The sequence below is a fragment of the Acidomonas methanolica genome (assembly GCF_004346035.1).
Lineage (GTDB): Bacteria > Pseudomonadota > Alphaproteobacteria > Acetobacterales > Acetobacteraceae > Acidomonas > Acidomonas methanolica.
The window spans coordinates 371,666-391,824 of the sequence record NZ_SLZN01000001.1 but is presented as its reverse complement, the minus strand read 5'-3'; the positions used below and the strand labels follow the sequence as shown (position 1 = coordinate 391,824).

Annotated in this window: 20 protein-coding genes and 1 pseudogene; 4 read left to right on the top strand and 17 right to left on the bottom strand. The window is 63.9% G+C overall.

What is annotated here, in order from left to right:
• Positions 1–92: 92 nt before the first annotated feature.
• Positions 93–845 (bottom strand): hypothetical protein, encoded by a 753-nt coding sequence (locus EDC31_RS17605; protein ID WP_158310348.1) that lies wholly within the window; start codon positions 843–845, stop codon positions 93–95.
• Positions 846–1,077: 232 nt separating this feature from the next.
• Here EDC31_RS17605 and EDC31_RS01865 point away from each other — a divergent pair, with 232 nt between their 5' ends.
• Together EDC31_RS01865 and purF are read left to right on the top strand one after the other, a co-directional pair.
• Positions 1,078–1,599, top strand: coding sequence for a CvpA family protein (locus EDC31_RS01865; RefSeq protein WP_052512077.1), 522 nt, complete (start codon positions 1,078–1,080; stop codon positions 1,597–1,599).
• Positions 1,600–1,659: 60 nt separating this feature from the next.
• On the top strand, positions 1,660–3,120 hold the full coding sequence (gene purF, locus EDC31_RS01860; protein WP_042060562.1) for an amidophosphoribosyltransferase: 1,461 nt from the start codon (positions 1,660–1,662) through the stop codon (positions 3,118–3,120).
• 54 nt (positions 3,121–3,174) lie between these two features.
• Here purF and EDC31_RS01855 read toward each other — a convergent pair whose 3' ends face one another.
• Complete coding sequence (locus EDC31_RS01855) at positions 3,175–4,152, bottom strand: DMT family transporter (protein ID WP_239641723.1); 978 nt, start codon at positions 4,150–4,152, stop codon at positions 3,175–3,177.
• Between the two features lie 263 nt (positions 4,153–4,415).
• Between EDC31_RS01855 and EDC31_RS01850 the strand changes: the two genes are divergently transcribed.
• A complete protein-coding gene (locus tag EDC31_RS01850; protein WP_042060574.1) occupies positions 4,416–4,946 on the top strand; it encodes a cytochrome b in 531 nt (176 codons plus the stop codon).
• A 64-nt stretch (positions 4,947–5,010) separates the two neighbouring features.
• On the opposite strand, the gene EDC31_RS01845 is transcribed toward EDC31_RS01850, so the two are convergent.
• Positions 5,011–6,171, bottom strand: a complete 1,161-nt coding sequence (locus tag EDC31_RS01845; RefSeq protein WP_042060558.1) for an arabinose transporter — start codon at positions 6,169–6,171, stop codon at positions 5,011–5,013.
• Between the two features lie 187 nt (positions 6,172–6,358).
• Here EDC31_RS01845 and EDC31_RS01840 point away from each other — a divergent pair, with 187 nt between their 5' ends.
• Entirely contained in the window at positions 6,359–7,315 is a 957-nt protein-coding gene (locus EDC31_RS01840; RefSeq protein ID WP_042060556.1) for an aldo/keto reductase, read from the top strand.
• Between the two features lie 319 nt (positions 7,316–7,634).
• On the opposite strand, the pseudogene EDC31_RS18335 reads toward EDC31_RS01840, so the two are convergent.
• The 14 genes and pseudogenes from EDC31_RS18335 to EDC31_RS01775 all read right to left on the bottom strand — a co-directional run.
• Positions 7,635–8,516, bottom strand: a pseudogene (locus tag EDC31_RS18335) (aldehyde dehydrogenase family protein); the annotation flags it as partial.
• On the bottom strand, positions 8,419–8,757 hold the full coding sequence (locus tag EDC31_RS17900) for an aldehyde dehydrogenase family protein (RefSeq protein ID WP_204366688.1): 339 nt from the start codon (positions 8,755–8,757) through the stop codon (positions 8,419–8,421). The pseudogene EDC31_RS18335 and the gene EDC31_RS17900, both read right to left, overlap by 98 nt.
• Before the next feature lie 126 nt (positions 8,758–8,883).
• Positions 8,884–9,678 carry a siderophore-interacting protein gene (locus EDC31_RS01830; RefSeq protein WP_042060554.1) on the bottom strand — a complete coding sequence of 265 codons (795 nt, stop codon included), beginning with the start codon at positions 9,676–9,678 and terminating at the stop codon, positions 8,884–8,886.
• The gene (locus EDC31_RS01825; protein ID WP_042060552.1) at positions 9,678–10,283 is read right to left on the bottom strand and encodes a PadR family transcriptional regulator; all 606 of its coding nucleotides are present in this window, start codon (positions 10,281–10,283) and stop codon (positions 9,678–9,680) included. The genes EDC31_RS01830 and EDC31_RS01825 overlap by 1 nt, the downstream gene beginning before the upstream one ends.
• Positions 10,284–11,247: 964 nt before the next feature.
• The gene (locus tag EDC31_RS01820; RefSeq protein ID WP_042060550.1) at positions 11,248–12,045 is read right to left on the bottom strand and encodes a DNA adenine methylase; all 798 of its coding nucleotides are present in this window, start codon (positions 12,043–12,045) and stop codon (positions 11,248–11,250) included.
• Between the two features lie 98 nt (positions 12,046–12,143).
• Positions 12,144–12,548 (bottom strand): hypothetical protein, encoded by a 405-nt coding sequence (locus EDC31_RS01815; protein ID WP_042060549.1) that lies wholly within the window; start codon positions 12,546–12,548, stop codon positions 12,144–12,146.
• Positions 12,549–12,550: 2 nt separating this feature from the next.
• Positions 12,551–14,788, bottom strand: a complete 2,238-nt coding sequence (locus EDC31_RS01810) for a hypothetical protein (RefSeq protein ID WP_042060545.1) — start codon at positions 14,786–14,788, stop codon at positions 12,551–12,553.
• Complete coding sequence (locus tag EDC31_RS01805; RefSeq protein WP_042060543.1) at positions 14,785–15,153, bottom strand: hypothetical protein; 369 nt, start codon at positions 15,151–15,153, stop codon at positions 14,785–14,787. The genes EDC31_RS01810 and EDC31_RS01805 overlap by 4 nt, the downstream gene beginning before the upstream one ends.
• Complete coding sequence (locus EDC31_RS01800; protein WP_042060541.1) at positions 15,150–15,479, bottom strand: hypothetical protein; 330 nt, start codon at positions 15,477–15,479, stop codon at positions 15,150–15,152. The genes EDC31_RS01805 and EDC31_RS01800 overlap by 4 nt, the downstream gene beginning before the upstream one ends.
• Complete coding sequence (locus EDC31_RS01795) at positions 15,476–16,342, bottom strand: glycine-rich domain-containing protein (protein WP_052512075.1); 867 nt, start codon at positions 16,340–16,342, stop codon at positions 15,476–15,478. The genes EDC31_RS01800 and EDC31_RS01795 overlap by 4 nt, the downstream gene beginning before the upstream one ends.
• A gap of 10 nt (positions 16,343–16,352) precedes the next feature.
• Positions 16,353–17,882: a glycosyl hydrolase family 28-related protein gene (locus EDC31_RS01790; protein WP_158310347.1), complete on the bottom strand. Its 1,530-nt coding sequence runs from the start codon at positions 17,880–17,882 to the stop codon at positions 16,353–16,355.
• A gap of 107 nt (positions 17,883–17,989) precedes the next feature.
• The gene (locus tag EDC31_RS01785; protein ID WP_081797767.1) at positions 17,990–18,580 is read right to left on the bottom strand and encodes a putative phage tail protein; all 591 of its coding nucleotides are present in this window, start codon (positions 18,578–18,580) and stop codon (positions 17,990–17,992) included.
• Positions 18,577–19,650, bottom strand: coding sequence for a baseplate J/gp47 family protein (locus EDC31_RS01780; protein ID WP_042060539.1), 1,074 nt, complete (start codon positions 19,648–19,650; stop codon positions 18,577–18,579). The genes EDC31_RS01785 and EDC31_RS01780 overlap by 4 nt, the downstream gene beginning before the upstream one ends.
• Positions 19,647–20,138: a phage GP46 family protein gene (locus EDC31_RS01775; RefSeq protein WP_158310346.1), complete on the bottom strand. Its 492-nt coding sequence runs from the start codon at positions 20,136–20,138 to the stop codon at positions 19,647–19,649. The genes EDC31_RS01780 and EDC31_RS01775 overlap by 4 nt, the downstream gene beginning before the upstream one ends.
• Positions 20,139–20,159: the final 21 nt, after the last annotated feature.

Here is a 20,159-nt window from a genome sequence, read left to right as displayed (position 1 = left end):
ACGTTCCCGGACCTCAGGCGAAAATCTCTGGCTCATCATGTTCATCATGGCTCCTTCTCACAGATAGGAGCCTCCGGGAAACCCGGGACGCTTCAACCCAGCACGTCCTGGGTATCCTGCTGCACGTCTTGATCTACTTCCGATAATTTGATGGCGGCCCATGCGCCGGATGCGGTCTGATAAGTGGCCAGTCCATTTCCGGAACTGTCCATCAGGTACAAGACGCCGTTTATGTCAGCGGTATTAACGCTGCTCCCATTAACCACAATCGTTTCCGGGGTGTCGCTCCCGTCCACACCACCGGCAGGATCGCCATCGCCATCGCCATCGCCATCGCCATCGCCATCATCCTCTGCCTCGAGTTTGACTGCCAACATTGTAGTATGGTCGGTTTGTGCGGGGAGTGGTGAGGAAGTATCCTCTTTCTTGCTGTCCGCCAGTCCTGCCGTGAGTGCCGCGTGCTTGTCGTTCGCGTTTGAGATCGACGCCGCATCGCTACCTTTGACAAAAATGGCATCCTGTGGAGAGAGAAATTTTAGACCTGAATTACTTGCGGAAGGAATCGAAATCGATGTCTCGTGGGGATTTATACCCCCGTCCCCTGAAATGGGTGTTATTGTTTTTGCGGGCAATATGTCGGAAAAATCTTGCTTTTCAAATACTGTATTTAGATAATAGTCATGTGCGGAGCCATATGACGAATTCGTGACATATGAGGTGGATTGAGAAAAAACATTAAATTCATCCATTGAAGAAGTCGCATGCACATAGCTTGAGGTGTCTTGTCTATCCGATTGCAGCGCGCCGCCGCTGGATGACATCCCGGTGTGCGTGGGCGCACTCATCTGATGTTGATTATCGGATGGAAACAGAATCCCAGAACCCGACATTGGCAAGCTACCTGTGACGATTCATATCTATTTGCGACAGAATGTGACTTCCGGCGTTTACAGGCAGGTTTTTTCGTTGATTTCTGAGCGGGCAATTTAGGGTATTGTTCTGAGGGCGTCTTCACCGGCTCGGATGGGTCCGTTCGGGTCGGAACATGGTCCGGGGCGCGCCGGGAAAGCGGGAGTGATGGCGAGCGCGGACATACTGGGCGTGACGATCATGGCGCTGGGCGGTCTCTGGGGGCTGTTCGGCGGATTCTGGTCGATCGTATTGGGCTTCGCCGCCTGGGTCGGAGCGGGATGGGTCGCGGCCTGCTGGGGCGAGGTGCCGGCCGCGCTGCTGCGCTCCCACGGGGTGCAGGCGACCCTTGCCATGGTGCTGGGGATCGCCATCTGTTTCGTCGTGGCGATGCTGGCGTTCTCGCTGGTCGCGCGCATGGTGGTGGGGGTCGTGCGCGGGCTCGGGCTGGGCGGCGTGGATCGGCTGCTGGGGGCCGCGCTGGGGGCGGTGCTGGGATTCAGCGTGCTGGTGGCGATTTTCATGCTGGCGCGGATGGTGTTCGGGTCTGCTGCCATGCTGGAATTGCATGGCAGCAGGCTCGGCCCTTATATCGTGGCGGCGGCGACCCATCTGGAGAGTATTCTGCCCGATCCGGCGTGGTCAGGGCTTGCGCCGCTGCGTGCGGCAGGCCATGACGCGGCTTTCTGATCGCCCGCATCTTTTCGTCCGGTTCCGGCAGGCCGGCTTTGCCCGTGGAGTGACCCGTCCATGATTCCTTCCTCCGCTCCTGTTGCCGCCCCGGATTCGTCCGCGCCGTTCCGGGATGGGCGTCCTCATGAGGAATGCGGCGTCGTGGGAATCTGGGGCGCGGACGAGGCGGCGGCCCTGGCGGCGCTCGGGCTGCATGCGCTCCAGCATCGCGGGCAGGAGGCGGCGGGAATCGTCAGCCATTCCGTGGAAGGGTTCCGCCAGCACAAGGGGCTGGGGCTGGTGGGGGACGTGTTCAACGATCCGCGCGTGATCGCCTCGTTGCCGGGGCGTTCGGCGATCGGGCACAACCGCTACGCCACGACGGGTGCTACGCTGTTGCGGAATGTGCAGCCGCTTTTCGCGGAATTCGAGTTCGGTGGCCTCGCAGTCGCGCATAACGGCAACCTGACCAATGCCGAGACGCTGCGGAAGGTGCTGGTGCGGCGCGGCTGCATCTTCCAGTCCACCACGGATTCGGAGGTGTTCGTCCATCTCATCGCCATTTCCCTCTACGAGACGGTGATGGACCGGCTGATCGACGCGGTGAAGCAGGTGAAGGGCGCCTATTCGCTGGTGGCGTTGACCTCGGACATGATGATCGGCCTGCGCGATCCGCTGGGCGTGCGTCCGCTGATCCTCGGGCGGCTGCCCCATTCCGGCGCGTGGGTGCTGGCGAGCGAGACCTGCGCGCTGGACATCATGGGCGCGGAGTTCGTGCGTGATGTGGAGCCGGGCGAGATCGTGGTGATCGACGATGCGGGCGTGCGGTCCATCAAGCCGTTCAGCCCCGTGTCGCCGCGTTTCTGCGTGTTCGAGTATATCTATTTCGCCCGGCCGGATTCCGTGCTGGAGGGCCATCCCGTCTATACGGCGCGACAGAAGATCGGGGTCGAACTGGCGCGGGAAAGCGCGGTCGATGCCGATGTGATCGTGCCCGTCCCCGATTCCGGCGTTCCCGCGGCGATGGGTTTCGCCATGGAGAGCGGCATTCCCTTCGAGATGGGGATCATCCGCAACCACTATGTCGGTCGCACCTTCATCGAGCCTACGGATCATATCCGTCACCTCGGCGTGCGGATGAAGCACTCCGCCAATCGCGTCGTGCTGGAGGGCAAGCGCGTGGTGCTGGTGGATGATTCGATCGTGCGCGGGACCACGTCGCGCAAGATCGTGGACATGGTGCGGGCGGCGGGCGCAACAGAGGTGCATATGCGCATTTCCAGCCCGCCGACGCGGCACCCTTGTTTTTACGGAATCGACACGCCGGAGGAGAGCAAGCTCCTCGCGGCGACGCATGATCTTGCCTCGATGGCCGAGGTGATCGGGGTGGATAGTCTGGCGTTCATTTCCTTTGACGGGCTTTATCGCGCGCTGGGCCATGAAGGGCGTGATGCGATGGCTGCCGGTTATTGCGACGCCTGCTTCACCGGGGATTACCCGATCGAACTGGTGGACAAGGAAGGACGGCTCGTCGCCTGACCGGACGCCGCCTGTCGCGGGCGGGGCCGTCCGCTCCTGATAGAGTGATCAGTTTCAGGAGGCGGCTGGCAGATCCGGCGTGTCTTCCATGAGCGAGGAGGCGGCGGCGCTCGGCCGCCCCACCGGCGGCGGCAGCGTGGTCCCCACCTTCCGCTCGCGGAGCAGCGTGATGAGCCCGGAGGCCACGATCAGCACCATGCCGATGATGGTCGGCGTGTCGACGACGTCGCCGAACACGACATAGCCGATCAGGATTGCCCAGATCATCTGGCTGTATTGCGTCGGGCCGATCTGCGCGGCCGGGGCGTCACGCGCGGCGCGCATCAGCAGCATGTTCGCCGCCGCCGCCAGCAGCCCGTAGCTCGAAAGATAGAGAAGCTCCTTGCCGGTCGGCAGGCGGAACACGGGGATGCTTGCCAGCCCGCACAGCAGGAGCGCCCCGAGAATGCCCGCCCCGAAGAGCGGGAGTCTTTTCTCCGTCGGTCCCGAGGCGCGGAAACTCACCACCTGGATCGCTCCGCCCAATCCCGCGAGGGCGGCGCCGAAATGCCCTATGGACAAAGGCCGGAGTCCCGGCCGCAGCACCACCAGCACGCCGATGAACCCCAGCAGGACCGCGAGCTTGCGGGGCCAGAAGATCCGCTCCCCAAGAAACGCGACCGACATGAGCGTAACAAAAATCGGCTGGAGGAAGATCAGCGTGAAGGCTTCCGCCATCGTCAGATGCGTGAAGGCGATCACGCTGCCCGCGACACCCATCGGGTAGCCGAGAAACCGCACCGTCCAGAGCAGACGATTATTTGTGGCGAGGATATCGTGCCATGGCTCGCCCGGCTTGCGCAGGAGCGGCAACACCAGCAGCGCGAACACCGCGCCGAAGAACGCCGATTCATAGGGCGGCAATGCGCCGTGAACCAGCTTGACGCTTGCATCGCTGAAGGAAAACGCGGCGAAAGCGGCAAAGGCGAACAGAACGCCGCGCACGGCATGTTCGTGCCCCGCCGCCGATCCTCCTGGCAGGTCTGTACTCACTTCTGCTCCGATGTCGATTGAAAGGCAGCTTTCCGCCTGCCGTCTCGGCCCTGCGGCGTCAAGTTAACTGCTTGTACGGTCGTGTCCTGGGCGGGAGCACGCCCGCGGGATGACGGGAGCGGCTCTCGAAGAGTTTTGGCGGATCGTCACGTATCTGCATCATATTCCACTGGACAGAAACGGGTCAAAACTGCGATCGCTGGGTCATCCGTCGAGGGAAGTCGGCGATTTTCTCTTTTTCTTTGACGAGCAAGGATGCGGCCATGACTGTTGCCCGGTACTCCTCCGTCGCCCGATGGCTGCACTGGCTCATGGCGGCGATCATCATTCCCGTCTGGTGCATCGGCTTTACGGGCGGGGAACTCATTCCCGACACGGAACGTGACGTCAGGAAGTGGGTTATCGGCCTTCACAAGGAACTGGCCACGACGATCATCATCCTGGTCGTGCTGCGCCTTGCCTGGCGCGCCGGTCATGTTCCGCCGCAATTGCCCGGCTTCATCCCCGCATTCCAGCGCAAGGCCGCGCGGGTGACGCAGGCCGTTATGTATCTGCTCCTGCTGGTGACGCCCGTTTCCGGCTGGGCCATGTCGAACGCTTATGACAGCAGCGCCCCCATGCTGTGGCTCGTGACGTTGCCGCGCCTCGTCGCGGCGAACCGCGCGCTGGGGGGTACGTTGATGACCGTTCATCAGATCTGTGCATGGACGCTCGGCCTTCTGCTCGCCGGTCACATCGCCATCGGGCTGCATCATGCCTTGCGGCGCGACGCCGTCTGGCGGTCGATTGTCTGAGCAAAGGGCGCCTGAAAAAACGGACATCTGAAAAAACGGGCGAGGCGTCTGCCGACCGGGCCGTTCACCCTGACGACACGTCGCTTTCGCGGCGATCGAGCCGGATGAGATTGCAGGCGCCGGCGAGCCCCAGGGCCGCCGCAATCGTGCCGACGAGGAAGACGCTGCCATAGCCGTAACGATCGGCGAGCAGCCCGGTCAGCGGGCCGGTCGCGCCATAGGCGAGATCCTGGAAGGCGGAAAAGACGCCCATGGCGGTGCCGCGCAAATGGGCCGGAATGCGGCGGATGACTTCCACGCCCATGGCGGGGAACATCATCGAACATCCCGCCCCGGTGAGAAAGGCGCCGATCAGCGCAAAGCCCGGGGTCGCGGCGAAGAGAATCAGCGCCTGGCCTGTGGTTTCGACCGCGAGGGAGACGGCCGCAACCCTCGCGCCGCCGATCCTGTCGGGCAGGTGGCCGCAAAAGACGCGGACGAGAACGAAGGCCGCGCCGAAGGCGGTCAGGCCGAGGGCGACATGCGGCCAGTGACGCACCAGGAAAAGCAGCGGCATGAACGCGCCGATCACCGCGAAGCCGATTCCTTGCAGGAAGACGACCATGCCCAGATCCCAGATCCGGCCGAGCAGCCGGTGCATCGGCTCCCGTAGGCCGTGATGGGGCACGGCCGCTGCGACAGGCAAGGCCAGCGCCAGGCCGATCAGCGGCAGAATCGCGCAGGCGGCGCTCATTCCCGCGTAACCGGCGCGGTGCATGACATCCAGCCCCAGCAGGCTGCCGACCGCCAGGGCGCCATACATCGCCATGCCGACGACGGTGAGGACCCGTCCGGCCCGATGGCCCCCCATGAGTCCGAAGCCCCAGGAGAGCACGCCGACCACCGTGAAGCTTTCGCCCAGTCCCAGAACGATGCGGCCGGAGAGGAGCAGGGCGAAGGAGATGAAATGCGTGACAGGCAGGAAAGCGGCCGTCGCGCAGATGCCAGCGGCGACGACGTAGAGCAGCATGCCGATGATCACCGCGCGTTTGCCGCCGAACCGGTCCGCGAGTTTTCCGGCCGGCGTCCGGCTGAAAATGGTGGAGAGGAACGCGATGCCGACGGCCAGCCCCGCGAACCCGTTGCTCATATGCAGCTGCTCCCTGACGAAAAGCGAGGTCGTTGGCAGCGACATCCCGACGGCGAGGTAGCTCAGGAACAGCAGCACGCCGATGCGGCGCAGCATCGACGGTCCGGCATCATGTGTGGGGGACTCTGTGGGAGACGGTGTGGCGGGAGGCATCGGGGTTTTTATGGCCAGGCCATCGCGTCCTGATCAAGCAGGGAAATGCGCCCGGCGGGTGAAACCGTGACGGAACGGCGTCGTTCGGTTCTGATGGCGTGACGTTCAACGGGAAAACAGGGGAAGTGGCATGAAGACTCGCGTTCTTGGACAGACGGGGCTGGAGATCGCGCCGATCGTCTTCGGTGGGAACGTCTTCGGCTGGACCATCGATGAGGCGGCCAGTTTCGATGTCCTCGATGCGTTCGTCGATCATGGTTTCGACGCCATCGATACGGCGGATGTCTATTCCGCCTGGGCGCCGGGCAACACGGGCGGGGAATCGGAAACGATCATCGGCCGCTGGCTGCGCGCCCGGCCGGGGATGCGGGGGAAGGTGAAGATCTTCACCAAGGTCGGGTCCGATCTCGGCGCGCCCGGTAAAAAAGGCCTGTCCCGCCGATGGGTCATCGAGGCGGTCGAAGACTCGCTGACCCGTCTCGGGATCGAGCGGATCGACCTCTATTTCTCCCACTGGCCCGATCCGGCCACGCCTTATGAGGAAACGCTGGGCGCTTACGCGACGCTGCTCGAACAGGGAAAAATCCGGTCTGTCGGCGCGTCGAATCTCGATGCGGCACAACTCGGCGAGGCCCTGCATGTGGCGGAAAGAACGGGTTTGCCGCGCTATCAGGTTCTTCAGCCGGAATATAATCTCTATGACCGAGCCGGTTTCGAGGGGGCTTTGCGCGACCTCTGCCTGCGCGAGGGGCTGGGGGTCGTCACCTATTACAGCCTCGCCTCGGGATTCCTGACCGGCAAGTATCGTACGGAGAACGATTTCGGCCAGAGCCGCCGCGGCCAGGGGATCGGAAAATACCTCACGCCCCGAGGCATGCGGTGTCTCGCCGCGCTCGATGAGGTCGCGGGGCGTCATCAGGCGACGGACGCGGAAGTCGCGCTCGCCTGGCTGATCGCGAAGGAGGGCGTGACGGCGCCGATCGCCAGCGCCACGAAGCGCGCGCATGTCGAGAGCTTCGCGCGGGCGGCGACTCTCGGGCTCGCCGCGGAGGATCTCGCGCTTCTCGACGAGGCAAGCCGCCCCTGAGTTCAGCGGCGCTGAGCCGCCCGGACGCGCGATCCGTTGCGGCGGTCAGCCCGCATCGCACACGGTCTGGGCGTTCATGAAGGCGCGTATGCCGTGCGCGCCGAGTTCCCGCCCGTATCCGCTCCGCTTGATCCCGCCGATGGGCAGGCGCGGGTCGGAGGCCGGGATGGCGTTGATGAAGACCCCGCCCGCCTCGATCCGCGCGGCGAGGCGGCGCCCCGTCTCGGGATCGCTCGTCCAGATGCTGGCGTTCAGACCGTATTTCGCTGCGATTGGCGAGGGTGACGGCGTCGTCCCTGTCCGCCGCGACGACGAGCGAGGCGACGGGGCCGAACAACTCCTCGTCGAAGGCTGCCATGCCGGGACGGACATCGGCGAGAATCGTCGGGGCATAGAAGGCGCCGGGACCGTCCAGCCGTTTGCCGCCGGTCAGCAGCCGCGCTCCGGCCGCGATGCTGCGGCGGACCTGATCGTCGAGTCCGCGCAGCAGGTCCTCGCGCGCCATCGGGCCGATGAACGTCTCTTCTTCCATGGGATCGCCGATTTTGAGCGCCGCGACCGCGTCCTCGAAGCGTCGGGTGAACGCGGCGGCGATCGGCGCTTCGAGGATCAGCCGCTTGGCGGCGATGCAGATCTGGCCGGAATTCTGGAACCGCGCCGTAACGGCCGCCGGCACGACCTCGTCGAGATCGGCGTCGGCCAGCACGATGAACGGGTCCGCGCCGCCGAGTTCGAGCACGGTCTTCTTCACTGCGCGTCCGGCCTGCGCGGCGATGGCGCTGCCAGCCGCCACGCTGCCCGTCACCGTGACGCCCGCGATCCGCCGGTCGGCAATGATCGTGGAGGCCTGCTCGTTGGTCACATGGGCGACGGCGAACACGTCCGGCGGCCCGTCCGTCTCCTGCCACAGCCGTTCCAGCATGCGCGCCGATCGATGGTGTGTGTTGATCGCGGGTTTGACGAGAAAGCCGTTCCCGCCCGCGATGATCGGCATGGCGGCGCGCAGGATCTGCCAATGGGGGAAGTTCCAGGGCATGACCGCGAAGATCACGCCCAGCGGACGATAGGCCAGCCATGCCGTGCGCTCCCCCGCGTCGAGGGGATCATCGGCCAGGAGGCGCGGGAGATGGTCCGCATACCAGTCGCAGAGCGCGGCGCATTTTTCGACCTCCGCCCGCGCCTGAGCGATCGGCTTGCCCATTTCGCGTGGCCTCCTCCGCCAGCCCGTCGCGCGCCGTGCGCAGCGCCGCGCCGAAACGTCGCAGGAGGGACTGTCGCTCTACGTGGGAACTGTCCTTCCAGCGCCCGGCGGCCTGCGCCGTGCGGGCGAGCACCCTTTCGAGGTCGGCGTCGCTGAGCGGGTCATGCCGCGCGAAACGCTCTCCCGTCGCGGGGTTGAGCGAGAAACTTGCCGTCCCGGGGTGCAATTCCGTCGATGACATGGGTGCCGCTCCTGCGCCGTGCTGATCTGTTCCGCCCAGTATGGGGCGGGATCGCCGTCAGGCGCAAAGGCGAGGTGAGGGGCGTGATCAGGCGGCTTTCGGCTGGCCCTTTCGGTTATGGCCCGGTCAGTTGATGCGGGCGCCGCCTCCCGCCGCATTGAGGCGCCAATAGCCTGCGGCGCGGATCTGGGCGCGGGGAATGGCTTCGTCGGTGACGAGGTAGTCGCGCAGGCGGCGGGCGGTGTCGATTTCTCCGGCGATCCAGGCATAGGTGTCGGTCGAGGGCAGTGCGACACGGCGCAGGAGGCGGTCGAGTTCATGGGATTCACCGGCCGCCCGGTCGCGGCAGCAACGATGGATGATGGCCTGGGCGCAGGTGTGCAATGGGTAGTCCTCGTTCGCCCGCGCAGTTTCGACGATGACGGTCGTCGGCGTGCCGGGCGCCATTTCCGCGAGGCGGCGGGCGAGGGCGGGCAGGGCGCTGTCGTCGCCGATCAGGAGGTAATGGGCGTAATCGTCCGGCACGATATGGGAGCCTTTGGGGCCGCCCATGCCCAGCGTCTGGCCGGGTCTGGCCCTGGCGGCCCAGCATGTGGCGGGCCCGGTCTCGTGCAGGACGAAATCGATGGTGAGTTCGCGGGTGTCGGGGTCGAAGCGGCGCGGGGTGTAATCGCGGGCGATTACGTCGGGCGCGGGGCGGTCGGCGTTGAGGTCCGGCAGAGTGAGCGTCGTCGTGCCGGGTTGCGGGAAGAACAGCTTGACGTGATCGTCCGCGGCGGCGGTGGCGAAATCGCGCAGGTCTTCGCCGGTGAAGACGATGCGCTGCATGCCATGCGAGAGGGGAATCACGTCCGCGACATGGATGCGGCGCAGGCGGAGCGGGTGTCGGACGCGCAGCGGCGTGCGGGAATGGTAGTTCATCAGTCGGGCTTTCCCAGGATTTCGGCGGTGGCGCGCTTGAGGATGTCGGCGATGCGGCGGGCCTCGGCGGGCGTGCAGCCGCGCAGGCGGTACAGAGCGCTCTTGAGGGCGTGGCGGGCGTCGTGAAGGCTGTCCGCGGCCCGGGGGTCGGCGTCGTGCAGGCCGGCGAAGGCGTCGCGCACGTCGGCCATGCGACTGCCGATCCGGGCGAGAATGTCGAGGATGGTCTCGGCCTGGGCCTCGTTGGCGTGAAGATAGGCGCGGCCTTCGTCCGTCAGGGCGTAGAGCTTGCGGGTGCCTTCCTGGGTGAAGGAGGTCTGGCCGATTTCCTCCAGATAGGTGAGTGCTGGATACACCATGCCGGGGCTGGGCTTGTAGAAGCCGTTCGAGCGCTCCTCGAGGCGGCGGATGATCTCGTAGCCATGGGCGGGGCTCTCGTTCAGAAGGGCGAGGATGACGAGCTGGAGTTCCTCGGCGTTGAGCTTGCGGCCGCCCGGGAAATCGTCGCCGTGGCGTCTGCTGAAGCGGCCGCCGTGACGCCCGAACCCGCCGCCGAATCCGCCATGGCGTCCGATTGCGTGGTGGAAGTGATGATGAAAAGACATGCTTGATCTCCTTCGATATATCTTATGAGTGTACTATCTTACGATATAGCGCAAGATATTTCGGTTGTGTCTCATGAGATGCAAAGGCTCTTTCCCGTATCCGCCGCTGGGTAGGTGTGGAGAACAGCCCCGAAGCCCTCCAGACGATGTTGCGCCGCTTCGCACACGGAGTCGGGCCGATGGATGATTGCGGCGGCAGGCGGACGCCAAAGCGTAAATCCGTCGATTTTTGAAAAATGTCACAAGCCGCTATGCAATCCGTTTCGTCGCGCGCAGTTTCGGGCCTATGGGGCCGTTCCGAACGCCAATGTGGGCTTGTTCAAGGCGGTGAAGGAAACGCCGGACCCTCGTCAGGTCGAGCGGAGAACTCCGCCAGGAGCGTGCGGAAACGCAAGCCCGCGTTCTGAGAGCGACGGCTGGCGCCCGGCGCATGGAACCTCAGGCCGACACGGCGTAGGGGGGAGATGGTCGTGCCCGTTATCGAGCGATCTCGGAGAAATACGGCGATTATGCCGAGCGGGCCAACGCGCGGGCGCGAAAAGTGGCGCGGAACCCGCACAGGGCGATCAGGAGACTGATCTTTCCCGCGGTCAGCCTCATGCTTGGGCCGCTCGGGTTTGTGGCATCAATCATCAGTCTCATACTGCATCCCGCGAATGCGGGTGCGAGCTTCCATGGAGGCGCAATTCCCGCGCTGTCATGCGGCGTTTGCGGAGGGCTTTCAGCGCTCCTGGCCCTCAGGGCGCGTCGCATCCCGTGGCTGGTCAACCCGATCTGAACCGGGGCGTCCATTTCTGATTCTGGCGGCGACCGCCGCTCCATAAAAACGAGTACGGTCCCCGCCTGTCTTACAGGGCGTTGCGGTGGCGCGTGTAGCGGGACAGCGAATTTTGCAGAGCGGGACATGATGCATTGCACCCTTTATGCAACGCATGACGCCTTCTGGGCGGGGTTTAATTCGCGTCTAATTGCTGATTAAAACCTCCCCAAACGTCCCCCTCCCGGAACGCTGTTTCGAGACGGAATACCCCACCTCGATCCCCTCGATGTCGAACGCGGCGAACGTCTGACGCACCTCCGGGCAGTCATTGAGCGACAGCACGAAACGTCCCTGCAGCCGCGCCAGGCGCTCCGCCATCTCTCCGAACATCTCTTGGCCAAACGGCGCGTTATAGTCCCTCTCGCATCCCCAATAGGGCGGATCGAGATAGAACAGCGTCTCCGGCCGGTCGTATCGCTTGATCACCTGCTGCCATGGCAGACACTCGATCGTCACCCGGCTGAGGCGCTGATGCACCTCGGCCAGTGCCGCGCCCAGCTCCTGGACATCGAAACGCGCGCGCCGGAGGCTGACTCCGAAAGTGCGCCCGTTGACCTTGCCGCCGAACGCCGTCCGCTGGAGATAGAGGAACCGCGCGGCACGCTCGAGGTCCGTGAGGCTGTCCGCATTGGACGCCAGCAGGCGCTCAAATTCATCGCGCGAGGTGATCTGCCAGCGGAGCATATCCATGAGGGGCACGTAATGCCGCTGGAGGATGCGAAACAGGTTCGCCACGTCGCGGTTGAGATCGTTGACCACCTCGCATTCGACGAAAAACGGCCTGCGCAGGAACACGCCGCCCATGCCCACGAAGGGCTCGACGTAATGACGGTGCGGGATCTCCGTCAGCCGCTCGATGATACGCGCGGCGAGACGCCGCTTGCCGCCGAGATAGGGGGCGACGGGTTTGACGGCCGGAACCGGCCTGAGAGTCGACTCCATATAGAGAATGTGTCCATCATGACCCCGCCGCTGCAGCGGTGGGCGGGGCGGGTTTACCCGTGGGTGTCTCACCACCCGGCTGAGCGGTGGGAGCCGCATCAGCCCCCCGTCGCGGACGACGCGTGCGCCTCCTGTGACGGGGGTATCTCTCGAAACGGGAAATCGGGGAACAGCGGGAAATCCGTGAGCGGCAGTCCCTGCCGCATCTCCAGATCGTGACAGCGCAACCGGGCCGAGATCGCCTCGACATGCACGACCTGAAGCACGTCGGCCGCGATCCGCGCCCTCGCGCGGGCATCCATCTCGTACGCGAGGGAGCGTTCGCGTTCGGCGATCAGCTGCGCCTCGCGCCGCTGATAGCTGGCCACGAGCTGGAGCGCCTGCGCACCGGCATCGAGATGGTCGCGGCGCATCTGGGCGCGTGCACGCAAGAGCGCGCCACCATATCCGGCCACTACGCCGATCGGACCTGACCAGGCCGCCCAGAGGGTGAGGAGCCCCATGATCAGAACGAACTCAGCGCGACGCGCTTCCACGTGTTCGTAGCCACACAGACGTAGTGATAATTGGCGTCGTCCGTGAACTGCCCGGCGGTGCAGGCTGCGGAGGATGACGAGGGGGTGGTGAGCGTTTCTTGAAAATATCCGCCCGTAGCAATATTACCGGTGGTAGACAAGTTGTATCCCGCATCCAATAAAGCAAGCGGCTGCCAGCCATTTTCAAAAATGTACGGATGACTGTCCGTATTATTCTGAACTATATACCCTGCATCCACGATGCTCGGCAGGGACGTGACATTCATCAGTTTCAACGGCACGTCCAGAGACACATGGCCGTTATTGACAACCATCTGAGCCCGAAACGGCAACGCGCCACTCGTCGGGTCTGGGGCTACGAAATTTAACCCGTATTGATTCGATATAATGTCGCTCTCATTTCCTCCGAACCTGTCATACCCAATGTGAGTCGCAGACCCAGAAACAGAGGACATAGTTTCTAACGACGCCTGGCTGCCTACCCCAATAGTGGTTATTCCCAATACATTCATATTGCCTGAGTCATCGACCGAAAACGCTTTTTGATGATCGGCTCCGACGAAGTATTCCAATGCCCGACTGGCTGACGAGTACCCGAGTAAATGGGTGTTCTGGCCGCTTTGCGTTCCGTCCGCACTGAGATCGAAATACACATCCGGCTGGATGCGTGCGAAAACCTTGACCGGAACCGACGAGTCGAAAACGGCCTTGGACATGTCAATGATCGCGTTATAAATACTATCTGTCTGCTCCGCAAGAACAGACCCTATCCGCTCATTATACCCGGCGCTGGGGTCATTGTCCCCACCGATCAGTAGAACTGCTCCCAGATCGTATGTCCACGGCCCGATATTGGTCCACAGAATAGAGCCATCCGATACTGTATTGCCTTTCGTAAAACTCCAAGTCGGTTCAGACGCCCCAGTTATTCCATAAAATGTGCTGGAGTCGTTTGTATTGTAATTAATTGGCAAGCCTTGAAACATCCACTCGTGACCATTTCCATCTTTTGCGGTAATGATCTGATAGCGAAAGTACGATGTATTCGCCTGCCAGCGAAGGTTTGGGTCAGAAGCATAGTTTACGTTATGGTTCGTAGTGAGCCAGAACATCTTGCGGATGACGTTGGTAGGGTCATAAGAGGACTCAGCCTTTTCCGGACCGATCCCATACATATCCTCCTCGTTCATATATCTCGCAAAACACTGGTTTTCCTCACTTGGCGGGCAGGCGAACGGCACCCAGTCGTAAAGCTCCTGAATGTTGTCCCACAGCCAGTTCGTGCCGTAACTGACTGTGTGACTCCATTTATTGGTATCTTGTCCAGCCCAGCCATTTTTGCCCATAGAATTGAGAGTGAAAACGGCATTGTCCGTGTATCCGGAACTGCCCGTTGTAGAGGTTGACGTAAACGCGAAAGGCGCATCCTGCCGGGTAGCGTTATTCCCATCACTAACGTAATTGAAGCTTGCAACGCTATAACTCGACCTGTCCTGTCCTTTATCCACCCGCGAAAGCATCCAATCCGCCGTGTCATAATCCTCGCCGTGATTGAGCGAAGTTACACCATACCCGAAATTGGGCACCCCTATGTTTAAGCCGTAGTCAGTAATGTTGCGAGCAGGTCGGTTGTGTAAATAGCCATCAATGTTGACAAAGCGTGTATTAGCGGTATTTGTAGGTTGCCAACTAACGTCAGGCCAATATCCGCCCTGAATTTTTACCATCTCGCCGGACGAATTGACGGCAAAAGCTGCACTAATTGCAGCCTGATCGTTAGTCGCAGTGTTCGCCCGCAACAACGCACCGAAATCTGCTACATCGATGACTTCACTCCAGCGGGATGAGATCGTCCGGGGGACTGAGCCGCTATAGGACGCGCGCGCATTGGCCGCGCTCACCACCCCCGTGACGGGAGCCGTCACATTCCCATTCGCGTCCAGCCCCGCAACGCCGGAAACCGCTCCTACCCACGTTTTCGGGACGGCGGACGATGCCTGCGCGGCGAGCGTGTCCGCGCGCACTCCGCTGATCATGGTGGCGCTGTCCAGATTGGCGAAATGCGCGACCCCGTCCTGGCCTATCGCCCATTGCGCCGCCACGGGCGCCTGCCGGATGCCGCCTCCGGATGACATGACTGGCCCGCGCTGCGCATGGGCGCATGTGGCCGTCAGCGCCGCACAGAGGAGGATATTCCGGATGATCATGCGACCTCCATGGGGCCTGAGCCGTTGAGATAGACCTCGCCGCTGCCCGAGACCGGAACATACCCGGTCGTGGTATCCGGGAGCGGCGTGGGCATCGTCAGATTGCCGTCCGCCGACACGCCGAGCCGCGGCTTGCCCCCGAGCATCAGAGCGCCTGCGTCGTCGAGCACGGCGAGCGACGCGCCTCCCAGATATTGCGCCAGCGCAGCGGGCAGCCCCTCGGCCGAGACCTGGGAGCCGTCCGAAAAGGTGAACACGAGCGCGCCTGTCGCTTGATCGAGCACGATAGAGGTGACCGTGGGCGCGCCGGCGCCCGCTTGTCCAGGCGAGATCGTCACGCTGATGGGCGAATTGCCGTTAATCATGTGGTGCTCCCCCATTGTGTGACAGACGGATTGACGATCACCCCGAAAGTTTGCGTCGCTTGCGTGACACCGTCCGCCGTCAGCATGACCACGTCGCAGAAATAGCGCCCCACGGGCCATGCCGCCGTTGAGCCGCTATACGAGATGTTGACGACACCCGGACGATTGGGCGCCGCCGAGGCCGTGAGGATGGCGAGCAGATTACCCAGGCTGTCCCGGATCTGGCTCTGCAATGTGGCGCCCGCGAGCTCAACGGGCGCGCCCTCCGCGTCCTGAAATGTGACGATGACGGCGAATGTGGTGCCTTGTTTGAGGTCGAGGCTCATGGCAGAAACCGATACAGGACGATCCCATCCGCGCCGTTACCGCCCAGCGCGGTGCCCCCCGATGAGGAATCGCTATACGCACCCCCTCCGCCTGCGCCTGGCGCGGTCCCACTCAGGCCGCCCGCATTGTCTGCACGGCCCCCGCCGCCCCAAGGACCATCGGCCCCATAGCCGGAGAATATATAACTATTTGATTGGCCGTCGCCGCCCCAGCCCCCCGTTAAATTCCATTTCGTGCCGCCCGTGGCGGCACCGCCATTCCCTCCGGCCGACCCTTCGGCGGCATAGAACGCGCCTCCCTGGCCGCCGTCCGCCGTCACCAACGTAGCGGAATTATAGCTGACAGAGCTTGCGCCACCATTGCCCTGCAGCGTGCCGCCGGCTCCTACGATCACGACCAGCTCGGATGCGGTGGCCGCGCTGACCGCATATGTCCCCCACGCGTACGCTCCCCCACCGCCTCCCGAGCCGGCAAAAGAGCCAGAGGAGGGTGCGGCGACATTCGAATCACTCCCTGCGCCCCCGCCGCCGATGGCGCGGATTTCGACTCGCGTGGCCCAACTCGGGATCGCAATCGAGGTGGGGCCGACGGCCGTCACGGCCTGCCATTCGAGGGCCGTGCTTAAAAGCCGCACATCGGTGGCGATAAGGCTCGTAATCGCCTGCCCGAGCTGTGTGAGATTGGCGGCCGAACCCGTCAGTCCGGCAAGCCCTTCGATGACGTTCATGGCCTCGCAGACGAGGGCATCGATATCGACGCCCGTAGCACTTGTCCCTGGCACATTATTCGCGAGATCCCGCGCCACGATCCGGCGGCGTCCCTCGGCATCGAGCACATAGCCGGGCGCTGTCGTGTAATCCATGTCGATCTCCTTACCCGTTGTCGTGGAGGTCGTTGTTGTTGGACGATCCGGTCAGGCTGGACTTGTCGGAGACGCCGCCCGCCGTGCAGGCCGAGACCTCGTTGTCATGCACCTTGACGTGGTTGACGTTGGCATCGAGCCAGACGCCGGACTGGTAGAGCCCCACGGGCTGCTCCCCCGAGGCGACGCACATCAGGTTATTGGCAATGATGCCCTGGACGGGCGTAGTCGCGCTGCCGGTGCCCGTGACCTCGATGTTCGGGGCGCCGACCGATCTCTCCGTGTCCGAGAGATTGCCGCTGAAGAACTGCGCGCCCTCGATGACGAACTGCGAGACGCCCATGTTCATGATCGAGCCGCCGGCATTGCCGAAGCGTCCGCCATGGAAGCGGATCGCCTGAGCATAGGAGCCCGCCGCGCCCGATGCCGGATTGCCACCGTAGTTCGTGCTGAAGACGTTGACGACGTGGGTGCTGTTGACGCCGCGCCCGAGGAAGTAGCCGCCGAAGAACTCGGCGTCCTGCGTGTCGGACAGGTTGACGCACGTCGTACAGTCCTCGGCCTCGACGTCGTAGAACCGCGCGAAAGCCGGGCACGCCTCGCCATTGTTGCCGGCGGTCGTGTCGCACCAGGCGTTGATCCCGAAAGCGGCGCTCTCGCAGGTCGAGGTGGTGACGTCCAAAGACTGCGCCAGGCCGTGATAGGCGTAACAGGTGGAGGTGTAGCCCGGCAGGCTGTTCATGTTCACGCGGGTGACGCGGAGGAGGTCGCCGCGCGTATTGCAGGAGGCAAGGTTGCCCGTGCAGGGGCCGCCGCCGAACTCGATCCCCGTCCCGGAGAAGCCGAACAGCTCCACGTCCTCGATGAGGTTCTGCGCGCCCCCGATTTCGCGGAAGAAATTGGTGACGTGATAGGCGACGATGTCGCTGAGTGTCGAATGCTGGAGCCACGAGAAATCGAACACCGTCGCGCTGGCGGCCATGTCGGTCCCATCCACGCCGAGATGCGCGATGCGGATGCCGCCGCCGTAATCCGCCGCGACCATGGAGGGCGCAAAGGCGGCCGTGTTGGCGGGTGTGGTCAGATGGATGACCGTCCCGCGATAGTCGAGCGAGCCCGAATTGACGTTGCCATTGTTGGCGCCCTCGAGCACGACGCCGTTGCACGGGAAGGTCACGGCCGAGATCCGGAACACCCCTGGCGGCATCGTGATTTTGCCCCCCGAGCCGTAAGGCGGCGCGCCGCCTGATCCGGAGCAGATGGCGTTGATCGCCGCTTGAATGGCCTGCGTATCATCGGCGACGCCGTCTCCGGCCGCCCCGAAATCGCGCACGCTGACGATTTCGCGAAATTTATCGGATAACAGCCGCAGCGTTGTCGCGTTGGTCGGCAACGCCATGGCCGCGCTGGCAACCAAGCCCGACGCCGTGCCGCCCTGAATCGTTGGCGCCTCGAGGATGCCGCCCGTCGCGTCTGCCTTGCTCTGGAACGCGGCCCCCCACATCGCCGGCGTCCATTTGACCCCGCTGGCGATGGGCACTGGAGCGCCTTGCGGCCCGATCGGGGCCGGCGACGATTGTCCAAACGCATTTACGCTCGAGGCGGCCACGAGCATCATAAGCAGAAGAAGGTTTCTAATCATCATACTTAGCTTCCGAAGGCGATGCTGGAGAAGTCGTAAGAGCCGAAGCCTGTGCCGCCGACGTAAACAAAAACAACCTGCGTGTCGGGCTGCCGATTTGCGGTGATCATGGGCTCGAGGTCCGTCCCTGGACTCGGCAGCGTCACGACCCACGTGAAGAGATCGATGCGCGGATCGCTGTAGACAGAGCCATCCCCGTAGACGAAATCGCCATAGACCGCCGGATCGGGCTCGTAGATGCTCAGCGTGACGCCCATCGCCGCACCCAGCGCTACGTAATAGGAGATCGACTGACCTCCCCGCGCGATCCAGCGGCTGAAGAGCAGGGCCTGCAGTTGCGCGGTTGTAAGAGCGCCGATATCGCGGCCATAGGCATCCGGTCCCAGCACAGCCTCGTAGTCCGACAGCAGCAAGGTGGAGGTCTGCGGGCTGATCTCGAGTTCGAGCGCCTCGATATCCGCCTCCATTTGCGCGCGCGCGATCGCTCCGGCCATCAGCAACGCCGCCAGATTGCTCTGCATCTGGCGCGGCCACGCTGATCCGTGGGGCAGTAAACTGAGCCATTCGGCGAGGATTTGTCCTGGCGTCCGGCTCATGAGGGCACCTCGAAGGTGATGGTTCCGAGGACCGCCATCTGGTTGGCGGCCAGTGTCTGATCCGCGGTCGGGCTGACGAGCGTGTTCGTGGCACCGGCCGCTTGCGTGATCTGACTGTCGATCGCGGCAACGTAGAGGGTCGGGTTGATCCCTTGAGCCAGATACCAGGCCGTCAACGCCGAGGTCACGGCCGCCTGCGCTGCCTGCGTGTTGGGATTGAGGACAATCGTCAGATCCTGCGGCACGATGATGGCCGAGGCCACGATGACGTTGCCCCGCACGGGACGCCGCGCGTCGATATACGCCTGGATCACGGCGATCTGCGCGGCCGTAGCGGCCACGCCTCCCGACATGGCCACGATGACGCCGACAGTGCCGATCCCCATCCAGGACGGGATAACCCGGACATAGGCCGCTCCCGCGTCGGAAGCCCATCTCTCGTAATCAGAGGCCGATCCTCCCTGCGGAGGGTTGCGGATCGCGGCGATGATCCGCGCGCGCCAGCTTTCGACGGCTTCGATCGCGTTTCCACCCGCCAGGCCATCCTGATCGACCGTCGCGGACAGGACGCCCGCCACGGGCGAGAGGAACGTCAGCGCCGTATTGGCGGCGAGATTGCCGGCTGGACCGGCCACGGTCGCGGTGACAGCGACCTCCGCCGTTGCGCCGGCGGCGATTTCCGTCGCCACATTGACGCTCCATTGCGCCGACCCGTCGACGGTCAGCAGAGCGCCCTGAGGGAGAGGCACGGCGCCGGATGCCGCGATCACCACATTCCCGACAGCAGCGGTCGCCCCCAGACGCGGCACGCCCCAGATCACCGCGTGCTGAGGCAGCAACCCGTTTTCCGTCGCCGTCGTGACCATCAACTCGAGGCCGATATCGCGCAGATAGAGATAGACCTCCTTGTCGGCCATCGCCGACAGGATCGAGAGCGCCTGTTCGAGCGTGGAGGGCGCCGTGGCGTCGAGCGTCACTGTCGTGCCGTCCGACGCCGTGAATGTCTGCTGCGCCAGCCCCGCGGCGAAACGCTGAGCGAGGGCCTGCACGGTGGGGATTGCGGCCGTCACAGCGCCGTCACCCTTTGCGCCACCCGGACAGCGGCGGCCGAGACCGTGATCTGAAGAATGCCCCGCGCGCGGTCATACCAGGACGCGGATGTATCGATCTCCACGCCATGATACTCGGCGATCGGCGAGACGGCCTGGGCGGCATAATCCGCCGCCGCGACGCGCGTCGCCTCCGTGTTGCCCGCGCGCGCGAGCAGCCACCCCTTCCAGCCATAGCGCTGTTCCGCCGGCAGGCAGATGTCGCCCGCCCATCCGCGATACGCGAACAGGCCCGGTCTCGCGCCTGCCGGCGCCGTCATCATTTCGGGCAGCACGTCATCCGCATCCGCGCGGCGGTCGGTCCCCAGCGCGATCAGCAGAGGCGTCGCGGGCGTCCGGTCGATCGCCATGCGCCCGCGACCGTTGCCGATCGGATCGATGACCAGATCGAGCACGCCGAGCGCCGGATTGACGCCGAGCCGCAGAGAGCAGAAGGGGATTTGCGCCATGCCCGCGAGCATGGCCCGGCA

What these genes read in the sequence shown, in the direction of transcription:
- EDC31_RS01825 (WP_042060552.1), bottom strand. Translation starts at nt 10,283, where the DNA reads ATGTCTTTTCATCATCACTTCCACCACGCAATCGGACGCCATGGCGGA.
- EDC31_RS01865 (WP_052512077.1), top strand. Translation starts at nt 1,078, where the DNA reads ATGGCGAGCGCGGACATACTGGGCGTGACGATCATGGCGCTGGGCGGT.
- EDC31_RS01800 (WP_042060541.1), bottom strand. Translation starts at nt 15,479, where the DNA reads ATGAGCCTCGACCTCAAACAAGGCACCACATTCGCCGTCATCGTCACA.
- EDC31_RS01810 (WP_042060545.1), bottom strand. Translation starts at nt 14,788, where the DNA reads ATGATCATCCGGAATATCCTCCTCTGTGCGGCGCTGACGGCCACATGC.
- EDC31_RS17605 (WP_158310348.1), bottom strand. Translation starts at nt 845, where the DNA reads ATGAGTGCGCCCACGCACACCGGGATGTCATCCAGCGGCGGCGCGCTG.
- EDC31_RS01795 (WP_052512075.1), bottom strand. Translation starts at nt 16,342, where the DNA reads ATGGATTACACGACAGCGCCCGGCTATGTGCTCGATGCCGAGGGACGC.
- EDC31_RS01840 (WP_042060556.1), top strand. Translation starts at nt 6,359, where the DNA reads ATGAAGACTCGCGTTCTTGGACAGACGGGGCTGGAGATCGCGCCGATC.
- EDC31_RS17900 (WP_204366688.1), bottom strand. Translation starts at nt 8,757, where the DNA reads ATGTCATCGACGGAATTGCACCCCGGGACGGCAAGTTTCTCGCTCAAC.
- EDC31_RS01785 (WP_081797767.1), bottom strand. Translation starts at nt 18,580, where the DNA reads ATGAGCCGGACGCCAGGACAAATCCTCGCCGAATGGCTCAGTTTACTG.
- EDC31_RS01820 (WP_042060550.1), bottom strand. Translation starts at nt 12,045, where the DNA reads ATGGAGTCGACTCTCAGGCCGGTTCCGGCCGTCAAACCCGTCGCCCCC.
- EDC31_RS01850 (WP_042060574.1), top strand. Translation starts at nt 4,416, where the DNA reads ATGACTGTTGCCCGGTACTCCTCCGTCGCCCGATGGCTGCACTGGCTC.
- EDC31_RS01830 (WP_042060554.1), bottom strand. Translation starts at nt 9,678, where the DNA reads ATGAACTACCATTCCCGCACGCCGCTGCGCGTCCGACACCCGCTCCGC.
- EDC31_RS01775 (WP_158310346.1), bottom strand. Translation starts at nt 20,138, where the DNA reads ATGGCGCAAATCCCCTTCTGCTCTCTGCGGCTCGGCGTCAATCCGGCG.
- EDC31_RS01845 (WP_042060558.1), bottom strand. Translation starts at nt 6,171, where the DNA reads ATGCTGCGCCGCATCGGCGTGCTGCTGTTCCTGAGCTACCTCGCCGTC.
- purF (WP_042060562.1), top strand. Translation starts at nt 1,660, where the DNA reads ATGATTCCTTCCTCCGCTCCTGTTGCCGCCCCGGATTCGTCCGCGCCG.
- EDC31_RS01805 (WP_042060543.1), bottom strand. Translation starts at nt 15,153, where the DNA reads ATGATTAACGGCAATTCGCCCATCAGCGTGACGATCTCGCCTGGACAA.
- EDC31_RS01815 (WP_042060549.1), bottom strand. Translation starts at nt 12,548, where the DNA reads ATGGGGCTCCTCACCCTCTGGGCGGCCTGGTCAGGTCCGATCGGCGTA.